The sequence below is a fragment of the Kitasatospora sp. NBC_00039 genome (assembly GCF_045160625.1).
Taxonomy (GTDB): domain Bacteria; phylum Actinomycetota; class Actinomycetes; order Streptomycetales; family Streptomycetaceae; genus Kitasatospora.
On record NZ_CP108289.1, the window covers coordinates 2904249 to 2921099 of the forward strand.

The 16851-nt window shown below is 72.7% G+C and carries 16 protein-coding genes and 1 tRNA gene; 7 read left to right on the forward strand and 10 right to left on the reverse strand.

Features of this window, described 5'->3' with window-relative positions; genetic code table 11:
• The first annotated feature begins 171 nt into the window (after positions 1–171).
• Complete coding sequence (locus OG286_RS12935) at positions 172–2817, forward strand: SpoIIE family protein phosphatase (RefSeq protein ID WP_405365256.1); 2646 nt, start codon at positions 172–174, stop codon at positions 2815–2817.
• Between the two features lie 142 nt (positions 2818–2959).
• Here the strand turns inward: OG286_RS12935 and OG286_RS12940 are convergent, their stop codons facing one another.
• Positions 2960–3538, reverse strand: coding sequence for a hypothetical protein (locus OG286_RS12940; protein WP_396325034.1), 579 nt, complete (start codon positions 3536–3538; stop codon positions 2960–2962).
• A gap of 104 nt (positions 3539–3642) precedes the next feature.
• Here OG286_RS12940 and OG286_RS12945 point away from each other — a divergent pair, with 104 nt between their 5' ends.
• On the forward strand, positions 3643–4470 hold the full coding sequence (locus OG286_RS12945; protein ID WP_396325033.1) for an alpha/beta fold hydrolase: 828 nt from the start codon (positions 3643–3645) through the stop codon (positions 4468–4470).
• Between the two features lie 153 nt (positions 4471–4623).
• Here OG286_RS12945 and OG286_RS12950 read toward each other — a convergent pair whose 3' ends face one another.
• The 5 genes from OG286_RS12950 to OG286_RS12970 form a co-directional block, all read right to left on the reverse strand.
• Complete coding sequence (locus OG286_RS12950) at positions 4624–5010, reverse strand: hypothetical protein (protein WP_396325032.1); 387 nt, start codon at positions 5008–5010, stop codon at positions 4624–4626.
• A gap of 294 nt (positions 5011–5304) precedes the next feature.
• A tRNA-Leu gene (locus OG286_RS12955) sits at positions 5305–5388 on the reverse strand.
• 71 nt (positions 5389–5459) lie between these two features.
• On the reverse strand, positions 5460–6794 hold the full coding sequence (locus OG286_RS12960) for a hypothetical protein (protein WP_405365259.1): 1335 nt from the start codon (positions 6792–6794) through the stop codon (positions 5460–5462).
• A gap of 142 nt (positions 6795–6936) precedes the next feature.
• Positions 6937–7068: a DUF397 domain-containing protein gene (locus OG286_RS12965; RefSeq protein ID WP_396325030.1), complete on the reverse strand. Its 132-nt coding sequence runs from the start codon at positions 7066–7068 to the stop codon at positions 6937–6939.
• Entirely contained in the window at positions 7031–7930 is a 900-nt protein-coding gene (locus OG286_RS12970) for a helix-turn-helix domain-containing protein (protein WP_405365261.1), read from the reverse strand. Before OG286_RS12970 ends, OG286_RS12965 begins: the two co-directional genes overlap by 38 nt.
• 221 nt (positions 7931–8151) lie before the next feature.
• Between OG286_RS12970 and OG286_RS12975 the strand changes: the two genes are divergently transcribed.
• From OG286_RS12975 to OG286_RS12985, 3 genes are all read left to right on the forward strand, one after another.
• A complete protein-coding gene (locus tag OG286_RS12975) occupies positions 8152–8646 on the forward strand; it encodes an ATP-binding protein (RefSeq protein ID WP_405361559.1) in 495 nt (164 codons plus the stop codon).
• 275 nt (positions 8647–8921) lie between these two features.
• Positions 8922–10712 carry an amidohydrolase gene (locus OG286_RS12980; RefSeq protein WP_405365262.1) on the forward strand — a complete coding sequence of 597 codons (1791 nt, stop codon included), beginning with the start codon at positions 8922–8924 and terminating at the stop codon, positions 10710–10712.
• A 180-nt stretch (positions 10713–10892) separates the two neighbouring features.
• A complete protein-coding gene (locus OG286_RS12985; RefSeq protein WP_405366051.1) occupies positions 10893–11210 on the forward strand; it encodes a branched-chain amino acid transporter permease in 318 nt (105 codons plus the stop codon).
• A 20-nt stretch (positions 11211–11230) separates the two neighbouring features.
• Here OG286_RS12985 and OG286_RS12990 read toward each other — a convergent pair whose 3' ends face one another.
• The 3 genes from OG286_RS12990 to OG286_RS13000 form a co-directional block, all read right to left on the reverse strand.
• On the reverse strand, positions 11231–11740 hold the full coding sequence (locus OG286_RS12990) for a cupin domain-containing protein (RefSeq protein WP_396325026.1): 510 nt from the start codon (positions 11738–11740) through the stop codon (positions 11231–11233).
• A 195-nt stretch (positions 11741–11935) separates the two neighbouring features.
• Entirely contained in the window at positions 11936–12748 is an 813-nt protein-coding gene (locus OG286_RS12995) for an alpha/beta fold hydrolase (RefSeq protein WP_405365264.1), read from the reverse strand.
• A gap of 56 nt (positions 12749–12804) precedes the next feature.
• The gene (locus OG286_RS13000; RefSeq protein WP_396325024.1) at positions 12805–13917 is read right to left on the reverse strand and encodes an FAD-dependent monooxygenase; all 1113 of its coding nucleotides are present in this window, start codon (positions 13915–13917) and stop codon (positions 12805–12807) included.
• A gap of 263 nt (positions 13918–14180) precedes the next feature.
• Here OG286_RS13000 and OG286_RS13005 point away from each other — a divergent pair, with 263 nt between their 5' ends.
• Positions 14181–15197, forward strand: coding sequence for a TetR/AcrR family transcriptional regulator C-terminal domain-containing protein (locus OG286_RS13005; protein WP_405365266.1), 1017 nt, complete (start codon positions 14181–14183; stop codon positions 15195–15197).
• A gap of 9 nt (positions 15198–15206) precedes the next feature.
• On the opposite strand, the gene OG286_RS13010 is transcribed toward OG286_RS13005, so the two are convergent.
• The gene (locus OG286_RS13010; protein ID WP_396325022.1) at positions 15207–16160 is read right to left on the reverse strand and encodes a GlxA family transcriptional regulator; all 954 of its coding nucleotides are present in this window, start codon (positions 16158–16160) and stop codon (positions 15207–15209) included.
• A gap of 71 nt (positions 16161–16231) precedes the next feature.
• Between OG286_RS13010 and OG286_RS13015 the strand changes: the two genes are divergently transcribed.
• Positions 16232–16849 carry a cysteine hydrolase family protein gene (locus tag OG286_RS13015; RefSeq protein WP_396325021.1) on the forward strand — a complete coding sequence of 206 codons (618 nt, stop codon included), beginning with the start codon at positions 16232–16234 and terminating at the stop codon, positions 16847–16849.
• The last annotated feature ends 2 nt before the right edge of the window (positions 16850–16851 follow it).

Here is a 16851-nt window from a genome sequence, read left to right on the forward strand (position 1 = left end):
GTCACACCCGGCCACGCGCCCACCGTGCCCGCGCCGCACCCGCACCTCGTACCCGCCCGGGGCCGACGTCCCTGCCCGGCCGAGTCATGACGGCCGAGGGATGATGGCGGGGGGCGGACGTGAGAGGCCCGCCGACGGCCGAGGCGGCGAGAACACACCCGAGGTGCGCACATGGACAGCCGGAGGTTCCCCTTCGTCGACGGCGCGGCCGGGGTCCTGCTCGCCGCGGACGGCAGGATCACCAGCTGGACGCCGGCGGCCGAGCAACTGCTCGCGCTGCGCGCCGACGAGGTCTGCGGCCGGCCGGCCCGGGAGCTGCTCGCCGACCCGGCGACCTGGCCCGCGCTGCTGGCGGGGCGGACGGCCGACGCCTGGTCCGGGCGGGCCGTGGTGCGGTCGGGGCGGGGCGAGGAGCTGAGGGTCGTCTTCCAGGTGCTGCCGCTCGCGGACGGCGGGACCGGCCCGACCAGCGGGACCGGCCCGACCAGCGGGACCGGCCCCGACGACGACAACGGTCCGAACGACGACAACGGCCGGAGTAGCGACAACGGCGACGACGGCGCATCCCGGTACTTCGTGCTCGCCGCCCCTGCCGGCCTGGTGGCCCAGTGGCGGCAGGACCAGGCCTTCACCCAGGAGCTCTTCCTCCAGGACCGGGTCGGCCTCGCCGTCTTCGACGAGCGGCTGCGGCTGGTCAGGACCAACACCCACCTGCTCCCCTACACCGGCCTCCCGCCGAACCTGAACGGCCACCGCCTGGGCGACTTCCTCCAGCCCGACGACGCCGCGACGGTCGAACGCCACCTCCACGAGGTGCTGGAGACCGGCCGTCCGCTGGTGCTGGCCGAGGAGGTGGTCCGGACGATCGAGGACCCGGGCACCGGCGCGGTGATGGCGGTCTCCGCGTTCCGGCTCCAGGCCCCCGACGGGCACACGATCGGCGTCACCGCGCTGTTCACCGACGTCACCGAACTCCACCGCTCGGGCGAACGCCTGGCCGTGCTGCACCGTGCCACCGCGGCGGTCGGCGGCTCGCTCTCCGTCGCCGGCACCGCCGAGGAACTCGCCGCCGTCCTCGCGCCCGGCCTGGCCGACCTGGCCGTGGTCGAGATCGCCGAGGCGGTGTTCAGCGGCGAGGAATCCGCCCCCGACCGCGACGGCCGGCCCGCGCTCCGCCGGACCGCCGTCGCCACCGGGCCCGATGACCTCGCGCCCGACCCGTCCGACCCGTCCGAGGCGCTCGACCCGCCCGGGCGGCCCGGCCCGTCCGAGCAGCCGGACCGGCGTGGCCCGGTCTCCGGCTCGCCCGCCACCGAACCCCCGACCACCGAACCCCCGACCGCCGAACCCCCCGCCACCGATGCCCCCGCCCTCCCCCCGGACCTCTCCCCCGCCCTGTCCCCCGCCGCCATGACCGCCCCGCTCCGGGCCCGCGGCGTCCTGCTCGGCCGGGTGACCGTCCGGCGCGCCCCGCACCGCCCTCCGTACGAGCCGGCCGACCTGGACCTCCTGCGCGAGATCACCGCGCGCGCCGCCCTCGCCCTGGACAACGCCCGCCGCTACACCCGCGAGCGCCGCGCCGCCGTCGGCCTCCAGCGCAGCCTGCTGCCGCCGTCGCAGACCGAGACCGCCGCCGTGAGCACCGCCAGCGTCTACCTGCCCACCGACACCGCCACCGGCATCGGCGGCGACTGGTTCGACGTGATCCCGCTCTCCTCGGCCCGGGTCGCGCTGGTCACGGGGGACGTCGTCGGCCACGGGCTGGAGGCCAGCGCCACCATGGGGCGCCTGCGCACCGCCGTCCGCACCCTAGCGGACCTGGACCTGGAACCGGACGAGCTGCTGGTCCACCTGGACGACCTGGTCTCCCGGCTGCTGGTCGAGACCGACGAACCCGACGCCGACCCCGACGCCGACCCCGACGACGAGCACGGCGGGAGCCCCGGCGGACCCCCGGGCGAGACGCCGGGCGCGAGGCCGGGCGACAGACCGGGCGGGAGGCCGGGTGACGAGGGGTGGCCCGCCCACCGCCGCGCCGTCGCCTCCGGAGCGACCTGCGTGTACGCGGTCTACGACCCGGTGTCGCGGCGGTGCGCGATCGCCTCCGCCGGCCACCCGCCGCCCGCCGTCGCCGCCCCGGACGGCACCGTCGAGTACGTGCCCGTACAGCCGGGCCCGCCGCTGGGCGTCGGCGGTCTGCCTTTCGAGGTGACGGAGGTCGAGCTGGCCCCCGGCAGCCTCCTCGCGCTCTACACCAACGGACTGATCCACGGCCGCGGCGGCGACCTCGACGACGGCATGGACGAACTGCGCCGCCGCCTCGCCCTCCCCGGCGCCGTCACCGCGCCGCTGCCCGAACTGGGCCGGGCGCTCGTCGCCGGCCGCCCCGCGAACGCGCGCGCCGACGACGTCACCCTGCTGCTGGCCCGCACCCGCGCGGTGCCGGCGGAGGCCACCGCCGCCTGGCCGGTGGACGCCGACCCGGCCGCCGTCGCCCTGGTCCGCGAGCGGGCGACGGAGCGGCTGCGCGCCTGGGGGCTGGAGGATCTGGTCTTCACCACCGAACTGGTGCTCAGCGAGCTGGTCACCAACGCGATCCGCTACGCCGGGGGCCCGGTCGAGGTCCGCCTCATCCGCGCCGAGTGCCTGACCTGCGAGGTCTCCGACCCCAGCGCCACCCAGCCCCGTATGCGCCGCGCCCGCCTCACCGACGAGGGCGGCCGCGGCCTCTACCTGGTCGCCCAGCTCACCAACCGCTGGGGCAGCCGCTACACCCGTCAGGGCAAGACCATCTGGGCCGAGCAGGAGCTGCCCTGAGCTTTCGCGTCTCCACCGTGGAGCCGGGCCCGTCCACTTTCCGATCCGCGATCGGTTTCGCCGGCGCCGACGAGGGCACGTGCAACGACCTCGGGGCGGCACGGCCGACGGGAAGCACGGCCGACGGAAGCACGGCCGACGGTCAGCCGATCTTCCAGACCACCTCGGCCGCGGCCTTCTCGTCGCCCTTGTAGGCGACGAAGACCGGCTGGACGGTCTCCGGCACGAGGAAGATCTCGCAGGTCGTGACGGTCTTGCCCGGGGTCAGCTTGAGGGCGGCGTCGCTGCCCTCCTGGCAGGGCGGGAAGTCGGCACCCCAGGCCGGCGCGTTCTGGTAGGCGTGCTCGGCGTCCGAGTGCAGTGAGAGCTTGGCGGCGTAGGCGCCGATGTCCTCCGGGCCGCCCTTGTGGGTGTAGGTGGCGGTGACGTAGTACGGCGTCTTTCCGGCGAGAAGCCCGATGCCGAGCTTCTCCACCTCGGCCTTGTCGCCCTTGACGACGGAGACCGGGGTGACGCTCACCTGGATCCTGTCGTTCAGGTACCCGGCCACCGTCGCGTCGGCCGGCGACTTCAACGGGAACGGGTCGGCGTACGTTCCCGTGCCCTTCCCGTTCGAGGCCGGCTGCTCGTTGTTGTCCGGCCCGCAGCCGGTCAGTGCCAGGGCCAGCGCGGCGAGCGCGGCCAGCGGTGGCATGGTCCGGCGCAGAGAGTTCGTCAGCATGGCGTGCACATCCCCCGTTGATCTTGAATCGGAGATCAGCATAGGACACGGCGCCGACCGGATCCGCTTGTCCGGCGGGGAAGGCCGCTGACATGATCCACGCCATGCCCACCTTCTCCGCGCCCGACGGCACCCTGCTCTCCTACCGTGTTCACGGGGAGGGCGAGCCGCTCGTCTGCCTCCCCGGCGGCCCCACGGACTCCGCCTACCTCGGCGAGCTCGGCGGCCTCTCCGCGCACCGCCGGCTGCTCGTACTGGACCCGCGCGGCACCGGCCGGTCCGCGGTGCCGGCCGACCCCTCCTCCTACCGCTGCGATCGCATGGTCGAGGACGTCGAGGCGCTCCGCACCCACCTCGGGCTCCCGCGGATCGACCTGCTCGCCCACTGCGCCGGCGCCAACCTGGCGGCCCAGTACGTGGCCCGGCATCCGGAGCATGTCGGCCGGCTCGCCCTGATCACCCCCAGCACCCGGGCCGTCGGCATCGCCATCAGCGGCGAGACCCGGCAGGAGACCGCCCGGCTGCGGGCGGGTGAGCCGTGGTACCCGGCCGCGTCCGCCGCGCTGCAGGCGATCGCCGCGGGCACGGGCAGCGACTGGGAGGCCATCGCCCCCTTCGGCTACGGCCGGTGGGACGAGGCGGCGCAACGCCACCACGTGACCACCCTCCCGACCAACCCGGACGTGGTCGGCGCCTTCGGCTCGGACGGCGCCTTCGCCCCGGAGGCCACCCGTGCGGCGCTCGCCGCCTGGGAGGGCGCCGTCCTCGTGCTCGCCGGGGAGTTCGACCTCAACAGCCCGCCGCCGGCGATGGCCGAGTTCGCCGCCCTGTTCCCCGACGCCACGTACGTCGAGCAGCCCGGCGCGGGCCACAACCCCTGGGTGGACGACCCCGGGCGGTTCGTCGCGACCACGGCGGCGTTCCTGAACTGAGGCCTCCCGGCCGGGCGGTGGCGGTGCGACCGTGCTCCGACGGCAGGGGCGGGCGGCCCGGGCCGCCGGCACCGGCTCACGGCCGACGCGACCACCCTGCCGGAGGTCGGCCTCGCCTGAGCACCGGCGGCCGGCTCCGGCTCCAGCGGCAGGTCAGGCCGGGTATGCGGTATCCGCGACCGGCTGTACGAAGACCTGCCCACCCCCGTGGGCCGCCGGCGGCGGCACCGGCGCGGCGAGTGCTCCGGCGAGCACCAGGCCGAGCCCGACCAGGGAGAACACGGCAGTGATCGCCGACTGCACGCCGACCGCCGCGGCGAGCCCGACCTTGCCGTAGAGAGTGTCCGAGCCCAGTGCCATGCCGAGGGCCAGGACCAGCGGCCCCAGCGCCGTGACCAGGCAACCGGCCATGGCCAGGCGGGCGTTGCGCCCGCGGCGGCGGATGAACAGGGCGGCGACGACGGCCCCCGCCAGTGGTACGAGGATCAATATGCCGGTGAAGAGCAGGCTGACGAGGGCGACACTCATCTGATCGGTCATCGGGCTCCATCTCACAGGAATCGGGCACGCTGGGATCCGCGCTCCGCGCGAAAATACCGGGCCGTCAGGCGTGTGCTCACAGCGGGTCGAGCACATCGCCGCGGGAACGACGACGGCTGCCCGCCCCTGGCGGGGGCGGGCAGCCGGTGCGCGGCGTCGTGCGACGCCGTACGGTGCGAGTGGGGCGTCAGTTCTTGAGCGAAGGTTCCCGCAGGGCGGCGCAAAAGCCGAAACGGTGCCTCCCACAGCGACTTCCGTCACTGTGGGAGGCACCGTTTCGTCGGTACTTCTCTGTGCGCGAGGGGGGAGTTGAACCCCCACGCCCTTTCGGGCACTGGAACCTGAATCCAGCGCGTCTGCCTATTCCGCCACCCGCGCATCTGGGTGATGAGGTAAATCGTAGCCCATGCGCGGGGGTGCTCCGAACCGGTTTCGGCAGGCGGGCGGGGTCAGCCGGCGAGGTGCTCCACGATCCAGTCGATCAGGACTCCGGAGACCAGGCTGTGCGGGTGGTTGTCGTCGTCGAACGCGACCTCGTCCAGGTGGCCGCGCTCGAGGTCGGCGTCGGTGATGGAGAGGTTCAGGTTGACGTCCCACTTCACCGGGTCGAAGTCCAGCGCCGCCGCACTGACCGACGGCACGAAGGCGCCGCTGCGGTACTCGTGGGCGATCTTCGCCTTCAGCGCGTCCGCGACCAGGCCGAAGGACTCCAGGGTGCCACCGGGCGCGCCGTCCAGCGCCGGGACCTCGGTGGTGGTGCTGCGGCGCAGCGCCAGGCCGAGGTGCATGCCGCCGATCGGCTTCTTCTCGCTCTTGTCCGCCTGGAACCGGGCGGTGGCGCTGGCGATCAGTGCCTGCCAGTCGAAGGCCACCTCACCGGCCGGCAGCGGGCGGCCGACGCCGTCACGCCGGCCGTTGGAGACGCCGAGTTTGAGCGGGCGCTGCGGGAAGTTGCCGACGGCGGCGAGGTCCCGCAGGAACTCCCCGCGCAGCTCACTGGCGGTGGCCACCTCACCCGAGTACTTGGAGTTCTCCACCCAGGCCCAGAGCAGCTGCTGCGCGGCGGGGCTCCGGATCAGCTCGGCCTGCTTGACGCCGTCGGACCCGGCGGGGGTGAAGTCCTCGAAGAAGTACGCCATCTGCTGGAGGATCAGCGGGATCCAGGCGCCGTTGTGCGGGGTGTCGTAGGAGAGGTACGTGGCGGTCTCGTGGTCGGACTGCTCGGCCTCCATCTTGGCGAGCGCGTAGCGGGTGATCATGCCGCCCATGCTCACCCCGCCGACGGTCAGCGGGATGTCGCTCTTGCGCTCCTGGATCGTCCGGCGGATCGCGGCGATCGCGACCTCGGCGTTGGCCTGGATGTGGGTGTGCCGCTCGGTGAAGCCGAGCACGATCACGTCGAAGCCGCTGCTGAGCAGCTGGTCGAAGAGGCCCTGCTTGGTGCCGTAGGGCGTGTTGAAGTACGCGAACAGCCCGGGGAGGTCGCTCTCGCCGTAGTTGAACCCGTCCGCGAAGATGAAGGGCCGGTTGAGGCCGAACTTCGAGTTGGCGAGGTAGACGGCCGCCTTGCCCGTCGCGACCTGCCCCTTGTACGGAGCACCGGAGAGGTCCCAGGTGAAGTCGGGCTCGCGCCCGCCCTCACCCGGTTCGGCGTCGGACAGCGGAGTGGAGAACCAGACCTCGGGCTTGAGGGAGCCGGCGAGTTCCGCCAGTTCGTCCCGGGTGGGCTCCGCACCGCCTTCCCGGAGGGTGAACGCAACGTCGATACGGGGGTCCTGTGCCATGCCTACCGCCTCGGTCGAGTCGAACAGGGGTCATCCGTGCACAGTCAGTGAAGGTAACGGTTCGGTTACTCACTGCACCAGCACGGGACCGGTACTGGTCGAAAGCCGTTGAGCGGGATCGTTCGTGACCGTAGTTGACCGGTCAGCCGGGGAAGTCGCCGACCCGGACGGCGGCAATGAAGGAGCGCCAGGCGGAGGCGGGGAAGAGGAGGGCGGGGCCCTGCGGGTCCTTGGAGTCACGGACGGGGACGACGCCGGGCAATCCGGGGGCCACCTCGATACAGTCGCCGCCGTTGGTTCCGCTGTAGCTGCTCTTGAGCCAGACGGCTGCGGCGAGCTCGTTCCTCGTCATCCCTGAACCCTTCCAGCGCATCGGTGATCAGCGCGCGCGTGTCCCTCATCGAGAGAATGTCGCCGCGCAGCCGATCATAGGTGCGGTGATGGCCTGAGACGATGGCCGGAACGTCGCTCGGAGAGCCTCGATCGAGGCTCTCCGAGTAGACCCACCGCTGCCCGTCAGGCATCTCCAGGAGCACCATCGACGTGTTGATGATCGTGGAGCGGGATGTGAACGGAGCAACCTGAACGAGGACGTTCGGGAGCTCCATGACTCGCAACAGGTGTTCCATCTGGCGGCACATCACCTTCGGTCCACCGACGACCGATCGGATGGAGCTCTCATCGAGGACGGCAAGCAGCAGCGGGCCGTCCTGCACCAGGAAGCGCTCCTGCCGGGCCAGTCTCGCCGCCGTCCGCTCCTCGATGAGGTCGAGGTTCCCAGCATCGTCACCGGCCGCGAACATCGCCCGCGCATACTCCTGGCACTGCAGCAGCCCATGCATGTAGCCGTACTGGAAGACCCTGACGGCAACCGCCTCGGCTTCCATGTCCGCATGGTCCCGGAACCAGTCCGGGTGCTCGATCTCCGCATCCCAGTCGACCCGTTCCCAGAGCCGCTTCAGCAGGCCGCCCGTGCTGAGCACCCGGTCCGCGTCCTCCACCGAGTCGATCGGCATCCGGCGCTTGCCGCTCTCGTAGCGGGTGATGTTCGTCCGGTTGCAGTGCAGGAGTTTGCCCAGCTCCTCCTGCGTGTAGCCGAGCATCTCCCGGTAGAACCGCAGCTCTTCGCCGAACATCACGGCCGAGCTTGCCGTTGGCCCCTGCTTCGCTCGCCGGTGTGACACGTCGTCTCCCCTCACGTGCTGCACGTGACCGGTACTCCGGATCGGTCGTCACCGTATCTCCGCACCCCGATGATTGACACCGGAACGCAATCCTTTGCTTGCGCAGTGTGATTCCGCGCGCCTTCTCGCGAGCCCGTTCCACTCCCCCCATCACCCCAGGAGGTAGCCACGCCATGCCCAAGAACCGTGCCAACCGTCGGCCGCTCCACCCCGATTCCCGCCGGCCGCGTGCGTTCGCGGCGCGGCTCGACTCCCGGCCCGGGTCCACGCCGCTCGCGCGCCTGATGCTGCGCGCGTACCTGGCCGGGATGCCGAGGGGCGAACGGTACGCGGACATCGCCGAGTTGCTGCTCGGCGAGCTGTTCGCCAACGCGGTCCGGCACAGTGACGCGCCGCCGGACCGGATGGTCGAGATCCGGTTCGCGCTGATCACGGACCGCCTCCGGATCGAGGTCCACGACGCGGGCGGCGGGCGACCGACGGTCCGCCCCTCGTCCGCCGACGACGAGAGCGGGCGCGGCCTCCTTCTCGTCGACGAGCTGGCCGAGCGCTGGGGTTGCTGTCCGCGTGCGGCTGGGGTCGGCAAGCTCGCGTGGGCGCTGATCGCCCCGGCTCCGGGCTTCACCGAGCGCGGCTTCGATCAGGCCCCGGACGTCCTCGCCGTCTGATCGGCGGGCGCCGCCCGGCGCACTTCCCCGCCCCTTCCGCACCACGTTCCCCCCAAGGTGGGGTTTGGCTCAACCGATCGCCCTTCACGCGCCGATACCCCGTCCGACGCAAAGTCCCGGGCGGGGTGGCGGCGCTGAGGGCTGCCACCCCGCCTACCGGCCCCGCCGGCCGTGCCGCACCGCCGGGCGCGCTTTCGGGATCCGCCAGGTTGAACGCGATCACCTTGGGTAGCCCCACCAGCACCGAACGTATCCGTTGGCAAGGGGACCCGGCCATGGCCGATCAGCAGCACACGACACCTCAGACTCCGGCACCGTACGAGGAGGCCGACCTCATCCTCCACGGCGGCGAGATCGTGACCGTCACCGAGCCGCCCACCGCCGAGGCGGTGGCGGTCAAGGACGGCGTCATCGTCTTCGTCGGCGACCACGCCGAGGCCGTCGACCGCTGGGGCGGCCTCCGGACGAAGGTGCGCGACCTCGAAGGCCGGGCGCTGCTCCCCGGGTTCATCGACGCCCACGGCCACCTCGGCGGCATCGGCCTCCAGGCCACCATCGCCAATCTGCTGGCCGCCCCGGACGGCGACGTCACCACCATCGCCTCGCTGCAGCAGAAGCTGCGCAACTGGGCGGACACCGACGTCGGGCAGGAGTCGGAGTGGATCGTCGGGTTCGGCTACGACGACGCGATGCTGGCGGAGAAGCAGCACCCCACCCGGAAGGACCTGGACGAGGTCTCCACCTCCCGGCCGGTGCTGGCGATCCACCAGTCCTTCCACCTCGGGGCGGTCAACAGCCTCGGGCTGGAGGCGCTCGGCTACGACTCGAACCGCAAGGACCCGGAGGGCGGGGTCATCCGCCGGTGGGAGGACGTCATCGCCGAGCCCCACGGCGAGCCGAACGGGGTGCTGGAGGAGACGGCCTTCTCCCCCGCCTCGGACACGGCGCTGGCGGGCCTCCCGATGGCCGCGCAGCTCGGACTGTTCGGCAAGGGCGCGGCATCGGCGGCCGCGTTCGGCTTCACCACCGTCCAGGAGGGCGGCGCCACCCTGACGAACCTGGGCGCGCTGCGGGAGATCGCCGCCGCCGTGCCGTTCGAGATCGACGTCGTCGCCTACGCGCGCGCCGACCAGGCCACGGCCGCCCTGGAGAAGGACCCGGACACGGACCCGGTCGGCGCGAGCCCGGAGTACGTCAACGGCGTGCGGGCGGCGGGCGTGAAGATGTTCCTCGACGGTTCGCCGCAGGGGCGCACGGCCTGGCTCAGCAAGCCGTACAAGACGCCGCCGGGGAACGAGCCGGACGACTACTGCGGCTACCCGGCCATCAAGGACGACGCCGTCGTTCTCCGGCAGGTGCTCACGGCGTACGCCAAGGGCTGGCAGGTGCTCGCGCACGTCAACGGGGACGCCTCGATCGACCAGTTCATCGGCGCGGTCAGGGCTGCCGCCGCGAAAGCCGGGCCCGGCGACCGGCGCACGGTCGCGATCCACGCGCAGACCGCCCGCGAGGACCAGATCAACGAGTTCGCGCTGCTCCGGATCATCCCGTCGTTCTTCTCCATGCACACGTTCTACTGGGGGGACTGGTACCGGAAGACCGTCCTCGGCGAGGAGCGGGCCGCGAACATCTCCCCGGCGCGCTGGGCGCTCGACCGGCGCATGGCCTACACCTCGCACCACGACGCCCCGGTGGCGCTGCCCAACTCGATCGCCATCCTGTCCAGCCAGGTCACCCGCCGCACCCGCACCGACAAGGTCGTCCTCGGGCCGGAGCAGTGCGTGTCCGCCCTGGACGCCGTCCGCTCGATCACCATCAACGCCGCCCAGCAGTACGACGAGCAGGACCGCAAGGGCAGCATCGAGGTCGGCAAGCTCGCCGACCTGGTGATCCTCAGCGTCAACCCGGTGACGGTCGACCCGGAGGAGATCCAGCACATCGAGATCGCCGAGACCCTCAAGGCCGGCCGGACCGTCCACCCCGCGACCGCCGCACGCACCGTCAACCCCACGCCCGTGCCGGACCGGACTCCGCCGCTCGACCACGAGTGGCACTGCAGTTGCTGACCCGCACCCCGGGGGTGGCGGCACCGGGGGCCGCCACCCCCGGGGTACGCCCTCAGTCGTCGCCCTTGATCTTCTTCAGGCTGGACTTCGCGCTGACCGCACTGTTCGTCGTCCTGGCCGTCGACGCCTACCGGGCCCGGCGCGACATCCCCACCCCGGCCCGTCCCTGACACGCCCTACCTGCTCGCCGCCATCGGCGTCTCGACCGCCGTCACCTGGGGGCTGCGCGCGCTCCCCTTCGCCGCTCTCGCCCCGCTCCGGGCCGGCGCCACGCTCCACTGCCTGAGCGCGCGCATGCCGGTCGGCGTCACGGTGATCCTCACCGTCTACCCCCTGCGCGACCTCCCCCACACCAGCCCGCCCTACGCCGCGCCCACCGTCCTCGGCCTGGCCGCCACGCTCGGCCTGCACCTGTGGCGGCGCAACGCCGTGCTGAGCATCCTGGGCGGCACCGCGGCGCAGGTCGCCCTCGCCAGCACGGCGTTCGCCCACCCCTGACGGCGGGCGCGCCACGACCGTTACTTGGCCGCCGCCTCCAGGGTGGCGCGCCACAGCGGGCTGTCGACGTAGTGGTTGTCGTACTGCTCGGAGGAGTCCTTGATCTCCTGCGGGCTCGCCTCGCCGCGCATCACCCGGCCGAGCAGGCGCAGGTAGTCGAAGCGGGGCATGCCGGGCGTGAAGGTGAACAGCACGTCGGCCTCGGAGCCGGGCGCCGCGGCGAAGGCGTGCGGGGTGTGCGGGGGGACGAGCAGGAAGTCGCCCTCGTGCAGGGTCTTCACCTCGTCGTCCACCAGCACCTGGAGGGCGCCGCCGATGACGAAGAAAAGCTCCGAGGCGCGGGTGTGGAAGTGGGCGGGGGCGCCGACCGCGCCCTTGGCGAAGGTGGAGCGGTAGCTGGTGATCGGGCTGCCGTCGGTGCCGCAGTCGGCGAGCAGGGTCATGACGCTGCTCGGGTCGCTGGTGGTCTCGGCCTCGGCGGCGCGGGTCAGGACGGGCTTCAGCGCGGCGGTGTTCGTGCTGGTGTTCACAGTGTTCTCCCTGGTCTTGCGGCTGCTCCGGCGCTCCGCCGTGGCCTTGTGTCTACGACTCTAGGCGCCGGAACGACCCGCTCCATGGTGCAGTTATTTGCAGAAATGATGGGTCAATTTGTGGTCCGTGTCCGGCCGGTACCGCCACGCCCGCCATGGGCCGTGGGGGCGCCGCCCGGACACGCGGGCGGTACGTCAGGCGAGCGTGGCGAGGAATTCCCGGACGGCCGTGCCGAAGCCGGCCGGGTCGCCGTCGTGGGCGAAGTGGTCGGTGTCGAGGAAGACGAGCCGGGTGCGGGGTCGCCGGTCCGCCATCGCCTTGGCCAGGTCGGCGTCCAGGCAGGGCATCCGGCTGCCGGCCACCAGGAGCGCGGGGCAGTCCGTGGCGAGCCACTCGGCCCAGTGGTCACCGTGGACGAGGGTCTCGGAGTCGACGGTGTCCTGCGGGTGGAAGGGCAGGCGCCAGCCGCCGTCGGGGAGTTCGCGCAGCCGGGTGCCGAACATCGGACCGAACACCGGGCCGAGGGAGGCGAGCAGCTCCTCCCTGCTGGGGGCGGTGTAGGGGAAGCCGAGGACGAAGGCGAGCGGGCTGGGGCCCTCCGTGGAGAGGGCGGCCGCGCCCTCCTCGTTGATCAGCGCGCTGACCAGGTGCGGGTGCCGGGCGGCCAGCTGGTACGCGGTGATCGCGCCGCCGGAGTGCCCGAGGACGGGGACCGGGCCGAGGCCGAGGTGCTCCAGCAGGGCGACGACGTCCGCCAGGTAGCCCTCACGGGTGTACTCCGGGGTGCGGTCGGAGTCGCCGTGACCGCGCAGGTCCGGCGCGATGACCCGCCACTCGGGCCCGAGTTCGCGGGCGACTCCGGCGAAGCCCTGCCCCTCGGAGAGGTGGCCGTGCAGGGCGAGCAGCGGGCGGCCGGGGCCGCCGAAGTCGACGTAGGAGAGGCGGCGGCCCCCGAGGTCGAGGTCGGAGCGGACGGGCTGCGGGTCTGCCCTGGTGGTGGCGTTCATCGTGGTCTCCTCCGTGGTGATGTGGTCCGGCGTCGGCAGGTGACGCGAGCGTCTGCTCAGCGGTCGAGCTCGATGGCGTTCTTGGCCCGCTCGACCGACTCCTCTGCCGCCGGGCCGCCGGGGTTCTCGGTGGCGAGCGCCTGGTTGAGGGCGACGAAGGGACGCATCCGCCCCTCGTACCGCTCGTACGCCGCACGGTGGCCCTCGCCGGCGGCCCGGGCGCGGCCGAGTTCGTCGGCCAGCAGGTAGGCGCCGACCAGGGCGAGGCTGGTGCCCTGGCCGGAGAGCGGCGAGGCGCAGTAGCCGGCGTCGCCGAGCAGGACGGTCCGGCCGGTGGACCAGTGGTCGAGGTGGATCTGGGCCATCGCGTCGGCGTAGAAGTCGGGGGCGCGGTGCAGCGCCTCCAGCATCCGGGGCGTCTCCCAGCGCAGCGCCGCCATCCGCTCGGCGACCAACTGCCTGGTCCGCTCGGTGTCCCGGACGGCGGGGTCCTGGTTGCCGTAGCCGAAGACGATCCTCAGCTCGCTGTTGCCGCGCACCGGGTAGATGCCGTAGCCGGCGTCGCCGTCGCGGTGCCAGACCTGCCAGTCCTCCAGGTCGAGGAAGTTGTCGGCGCTGAAGATGGCGAGGTGGGTGCCGAGGTGGTGCAGGAACTGCTCCTCCGGGCCGAACGCCAGCGTGCGGACCCGGGAGTGCAGGCCGTCGGCGCCGACCACCAGGTCGAAGGTGCGGGGCCCGCCGTGGGCGAAGGTGACGTGGACGCCGTGCTCGTCCTCGCGAAGGGCGGTGACGGTGTCGCCGTGGATGAACTCGACGTCGCCGGCCGTGTGTTCGTGCAGGATCGCGACGAGGTCCTCGCGAAGCAGCTCGACGTCGTCGCTGTCCAGCCGGCCGCTGCTGAAGGTGGCCTCGACGGAGCGGTGCACCTCCTTGCCGTCGGGGTCGAGGACGGACATGCCACGCATCCGGGTGCGGACGGCGCGGACCTGCCCGGTCAGGCCCATCCGCTCGATCACGCCGAGGGCGACGCCCCGGATGTCGACCGCCTGGCCGCCGCCGCGCAGGGCGGGGGCGATCTCGACGACGGTCGGGGCGAAGCCCTGGCGGTGCAGCCAGAACGCGAGTGCGTGGCCGGCGATGCCGCCGCCGGAGATGAGGACGGTCTTCATGTGAGGCTCCCCCGTTGCCGTGCCGGTACGGCCGCCACTGTGCGGCCGTCTCCGGACTGCTGCGCCCGGGCCGGCGTGTCTGTACGCTGTAAGCATGATGAATGTACGACGTAAATTCAGGTCGCCGCAAGATCCACACCAGCACCGAAGGAGCTCATCTGAGCTAGTACAGAAGGCTCGTGACAGACATTCGCGCTGGTGACGTCTGATCTAGTACAGGACCGGCAGTGGCGAAAAAAATATCTTCCGAGGAGTTCGACAGCATGGCACCGGAGACGGACCCGCCCTTCCAGCGCATCGCCGCCGACCTGCGACGGCGCATCACCACCGGGGAGCTGGCCCCCGGCGAGCGTGTGCCCTCGACCCGGCGGATCGCCCAGGACTGGGGCGTCGCCCTGGCCACCGCCACCAAGGCGCTCACCGTGCTGCGCCTGGAGGGCCTGGTGGAGGCCCTCCCGCGCGTCGGCACCATCGTGGCGAGCCCCACCCCGGGCCCCGCCCAGGCACCCGCCCAGGCGCCCGCCCCGACTTTCGCCCAGGCCTCCACCAGGCCGACCCAACCCGCTGCTCCCGAGGGTGAGTTGAGCCGGGACCGGATCATCCGGGCGGCCCTGGAGCTGGCCGACGCCGAGGGGCTGGCCACGCTCTCGATGCGCGCCGTCGCGGCCCGGCTCGGGGTCTCCGCGATGTCCCCGTACCGCCACGTCACCAGCAAGGAGGAGCTGGTCCTGCTGGCGGCCGACGCGGCCTTCGGCGATGGCGCCTACCCCGCCGAACCGCCCGCCGGCTGGCGGGCCCGCCTGGAGCTGGGCGCCCGGACGCTGTGGGCGGTGTTCCGCCGTCACCCCTGGCTGGCCCAGATCAGCCCGGTCACCCGGCCGCTGCTGCTGCCCAACCTGATGACGCACGCCGAGTGGTCGCTCTCCGCGCTGGACGGCCACGGCCTCTCCACGCCGGACGTGCTGCAGATCCATGTGCTGCTGTACAGCTACGTCGAGGGCATCGCCGTCCACCTGGAGCGGGAGGCCCAGGCCCGGGCCGCCACCGGCGTCGACGAGGACCAGTGGATGGACGGCCAGCTCCCCACCCTCCGCGCGCTCGCCGCCTCGGGCCGGTTCCCGGTGTTCAGCCGGCTGGTGGCGGAGCTGCCGGACGGCTACGACATGGAGCTGGACGCCCTGTTCGAGTTCGGCCTGGCCAACCTGCTGGACGGGCTGGCCCCGCGCATGGATCGCAATGCGCCGGTGAGCGCCCAGCCGCCGGGAGGGACGATCCGCTAGGGGCAAGCCCTAACCGGCCCGGCCCCGGAAGGTCCGCCGGTACTCGCGCGGCGCCACGCCCACCCGGGAGACGAAGGCGGGCCGCAGCGACACCGCCGAGCCGAAGCCGCAGCGGACGGCGACGGCGTCCACCGGCAGGTCCGTCTCCTCCAGCAGGCGTTGGGCGGCGAGCACCCGCTGCTCCAGCAGCCAGCGCAGCGGCGTCGTGCCGGTCGCCTCGACGAAGCGGCGGGCGAAGGAGCGTTCCGACATCAGCGCCACCCCGGCCATCCGGCGGACCGTCCACGGGGTGTCGAGCGCGGCCAGGATCTCGGCGCGGGCGCAGGCCAGCGTGTCGTCCACGGCGTCGTCCGGGACCGGGGAGGGGATGAACTGGGCCTGGCCGCCGGTCCGGAAGGGCGCGGTGACCATGGCCCGGGCGATGGTGGCGGCGGCCTGCTGGCCGTGGGCGGCGCGGACCAGGTGCAGGCAGAGGTCGATCCCGGCCGCCACCCCGGCGGACGTCCAGAGGTCGCCCTCACCGGTGAACAGCACCTCCGGGCGAACCTCCACCTCCGGGAAGCGGCGGGCCAGTTCGCCGGCGAGCGCCCAGTGCGTGGTGGCGGTGCGGCCGTCCAGCAGACCGGCCTCGGCGAGGACGAACGCGCCCGCGCAGAGCGAGGCGATGGTGACACCCTGCTCGTGCGCGGCGCGCAGCGCGGCGAGGACGGCCGGGTCGCGCGGCTCGTTCATCTCCATTCCCGGCACGATGATCAGATCGCACTCCGGCAGCGCCTCCAGCCCGAAGTCCGGCACCCGCTCCAGCCCGCCGCCCAGCCGCACCCGCGCCCCCTCCGGCCCGCAGACCCGCAGCTCGAAGCGCGGCAGCCCGGGCCGGGTCAGCCGGTTCGACCACACCTCCCCGATCACCGCGTAGTCGAACGCCCGGACACCCTCGAAGATCAGGCAACCCACAATCCGCATGGCAGAAAACTATCGATGGGTGGCGGCAGCGCCCCTCACGAAGGGTCCCCGGGGCGCAGCACGATGGACACATGACGAACACCAGCGCCTTCGACGCCCCCCTCACCCTCGACCCCGACGCCGTCCTCGTCGTCATCGACGTCCAGAAGGGCTTCGAGGACTACGCGTTCTGGGGCGAGCGCGACAACCCCCGGGCCGAGCAGCGGATCGGCGAGCTCATCGACGCCTGGGAGAGCACCGGACGGCCGATCGTGACGGTGCAGCACGCCTCCGAGGGCGGCCCGCTCGTGCCGGGCACCCCGGGGTACGAGCTCAAGGACTTCGTGGCGGCGGCCAAGTCCGACCTGCACATCACCAAGCAGGTCAACAGCGCCTTCTACGGCACGCCCGACCTGCACGCCTGGCTCCAGGAGCGGGGCGCCCGGCAGGTGGTCATCGTCGGGATCATCACCAACGTCTGCAACGAGACCACGGCCCGGATGGCCGGCAACCTCGGCTACGACGCGATCTTCCCGGCCGACGCGATGCACGCCTTCGACATGGCGGGCCCCGACGGCGTCACCGTCCCCGCCGCCGAACTCGCCCGCGCCACCAGCACGGTGCTGCACGCGATGCGGTTCGCCAAGGTGGTCACCACCGAGGCCGTGGTGGCGGCGGCGAACGCCGCCCGGCCCGCGGTGATCGGCTGACC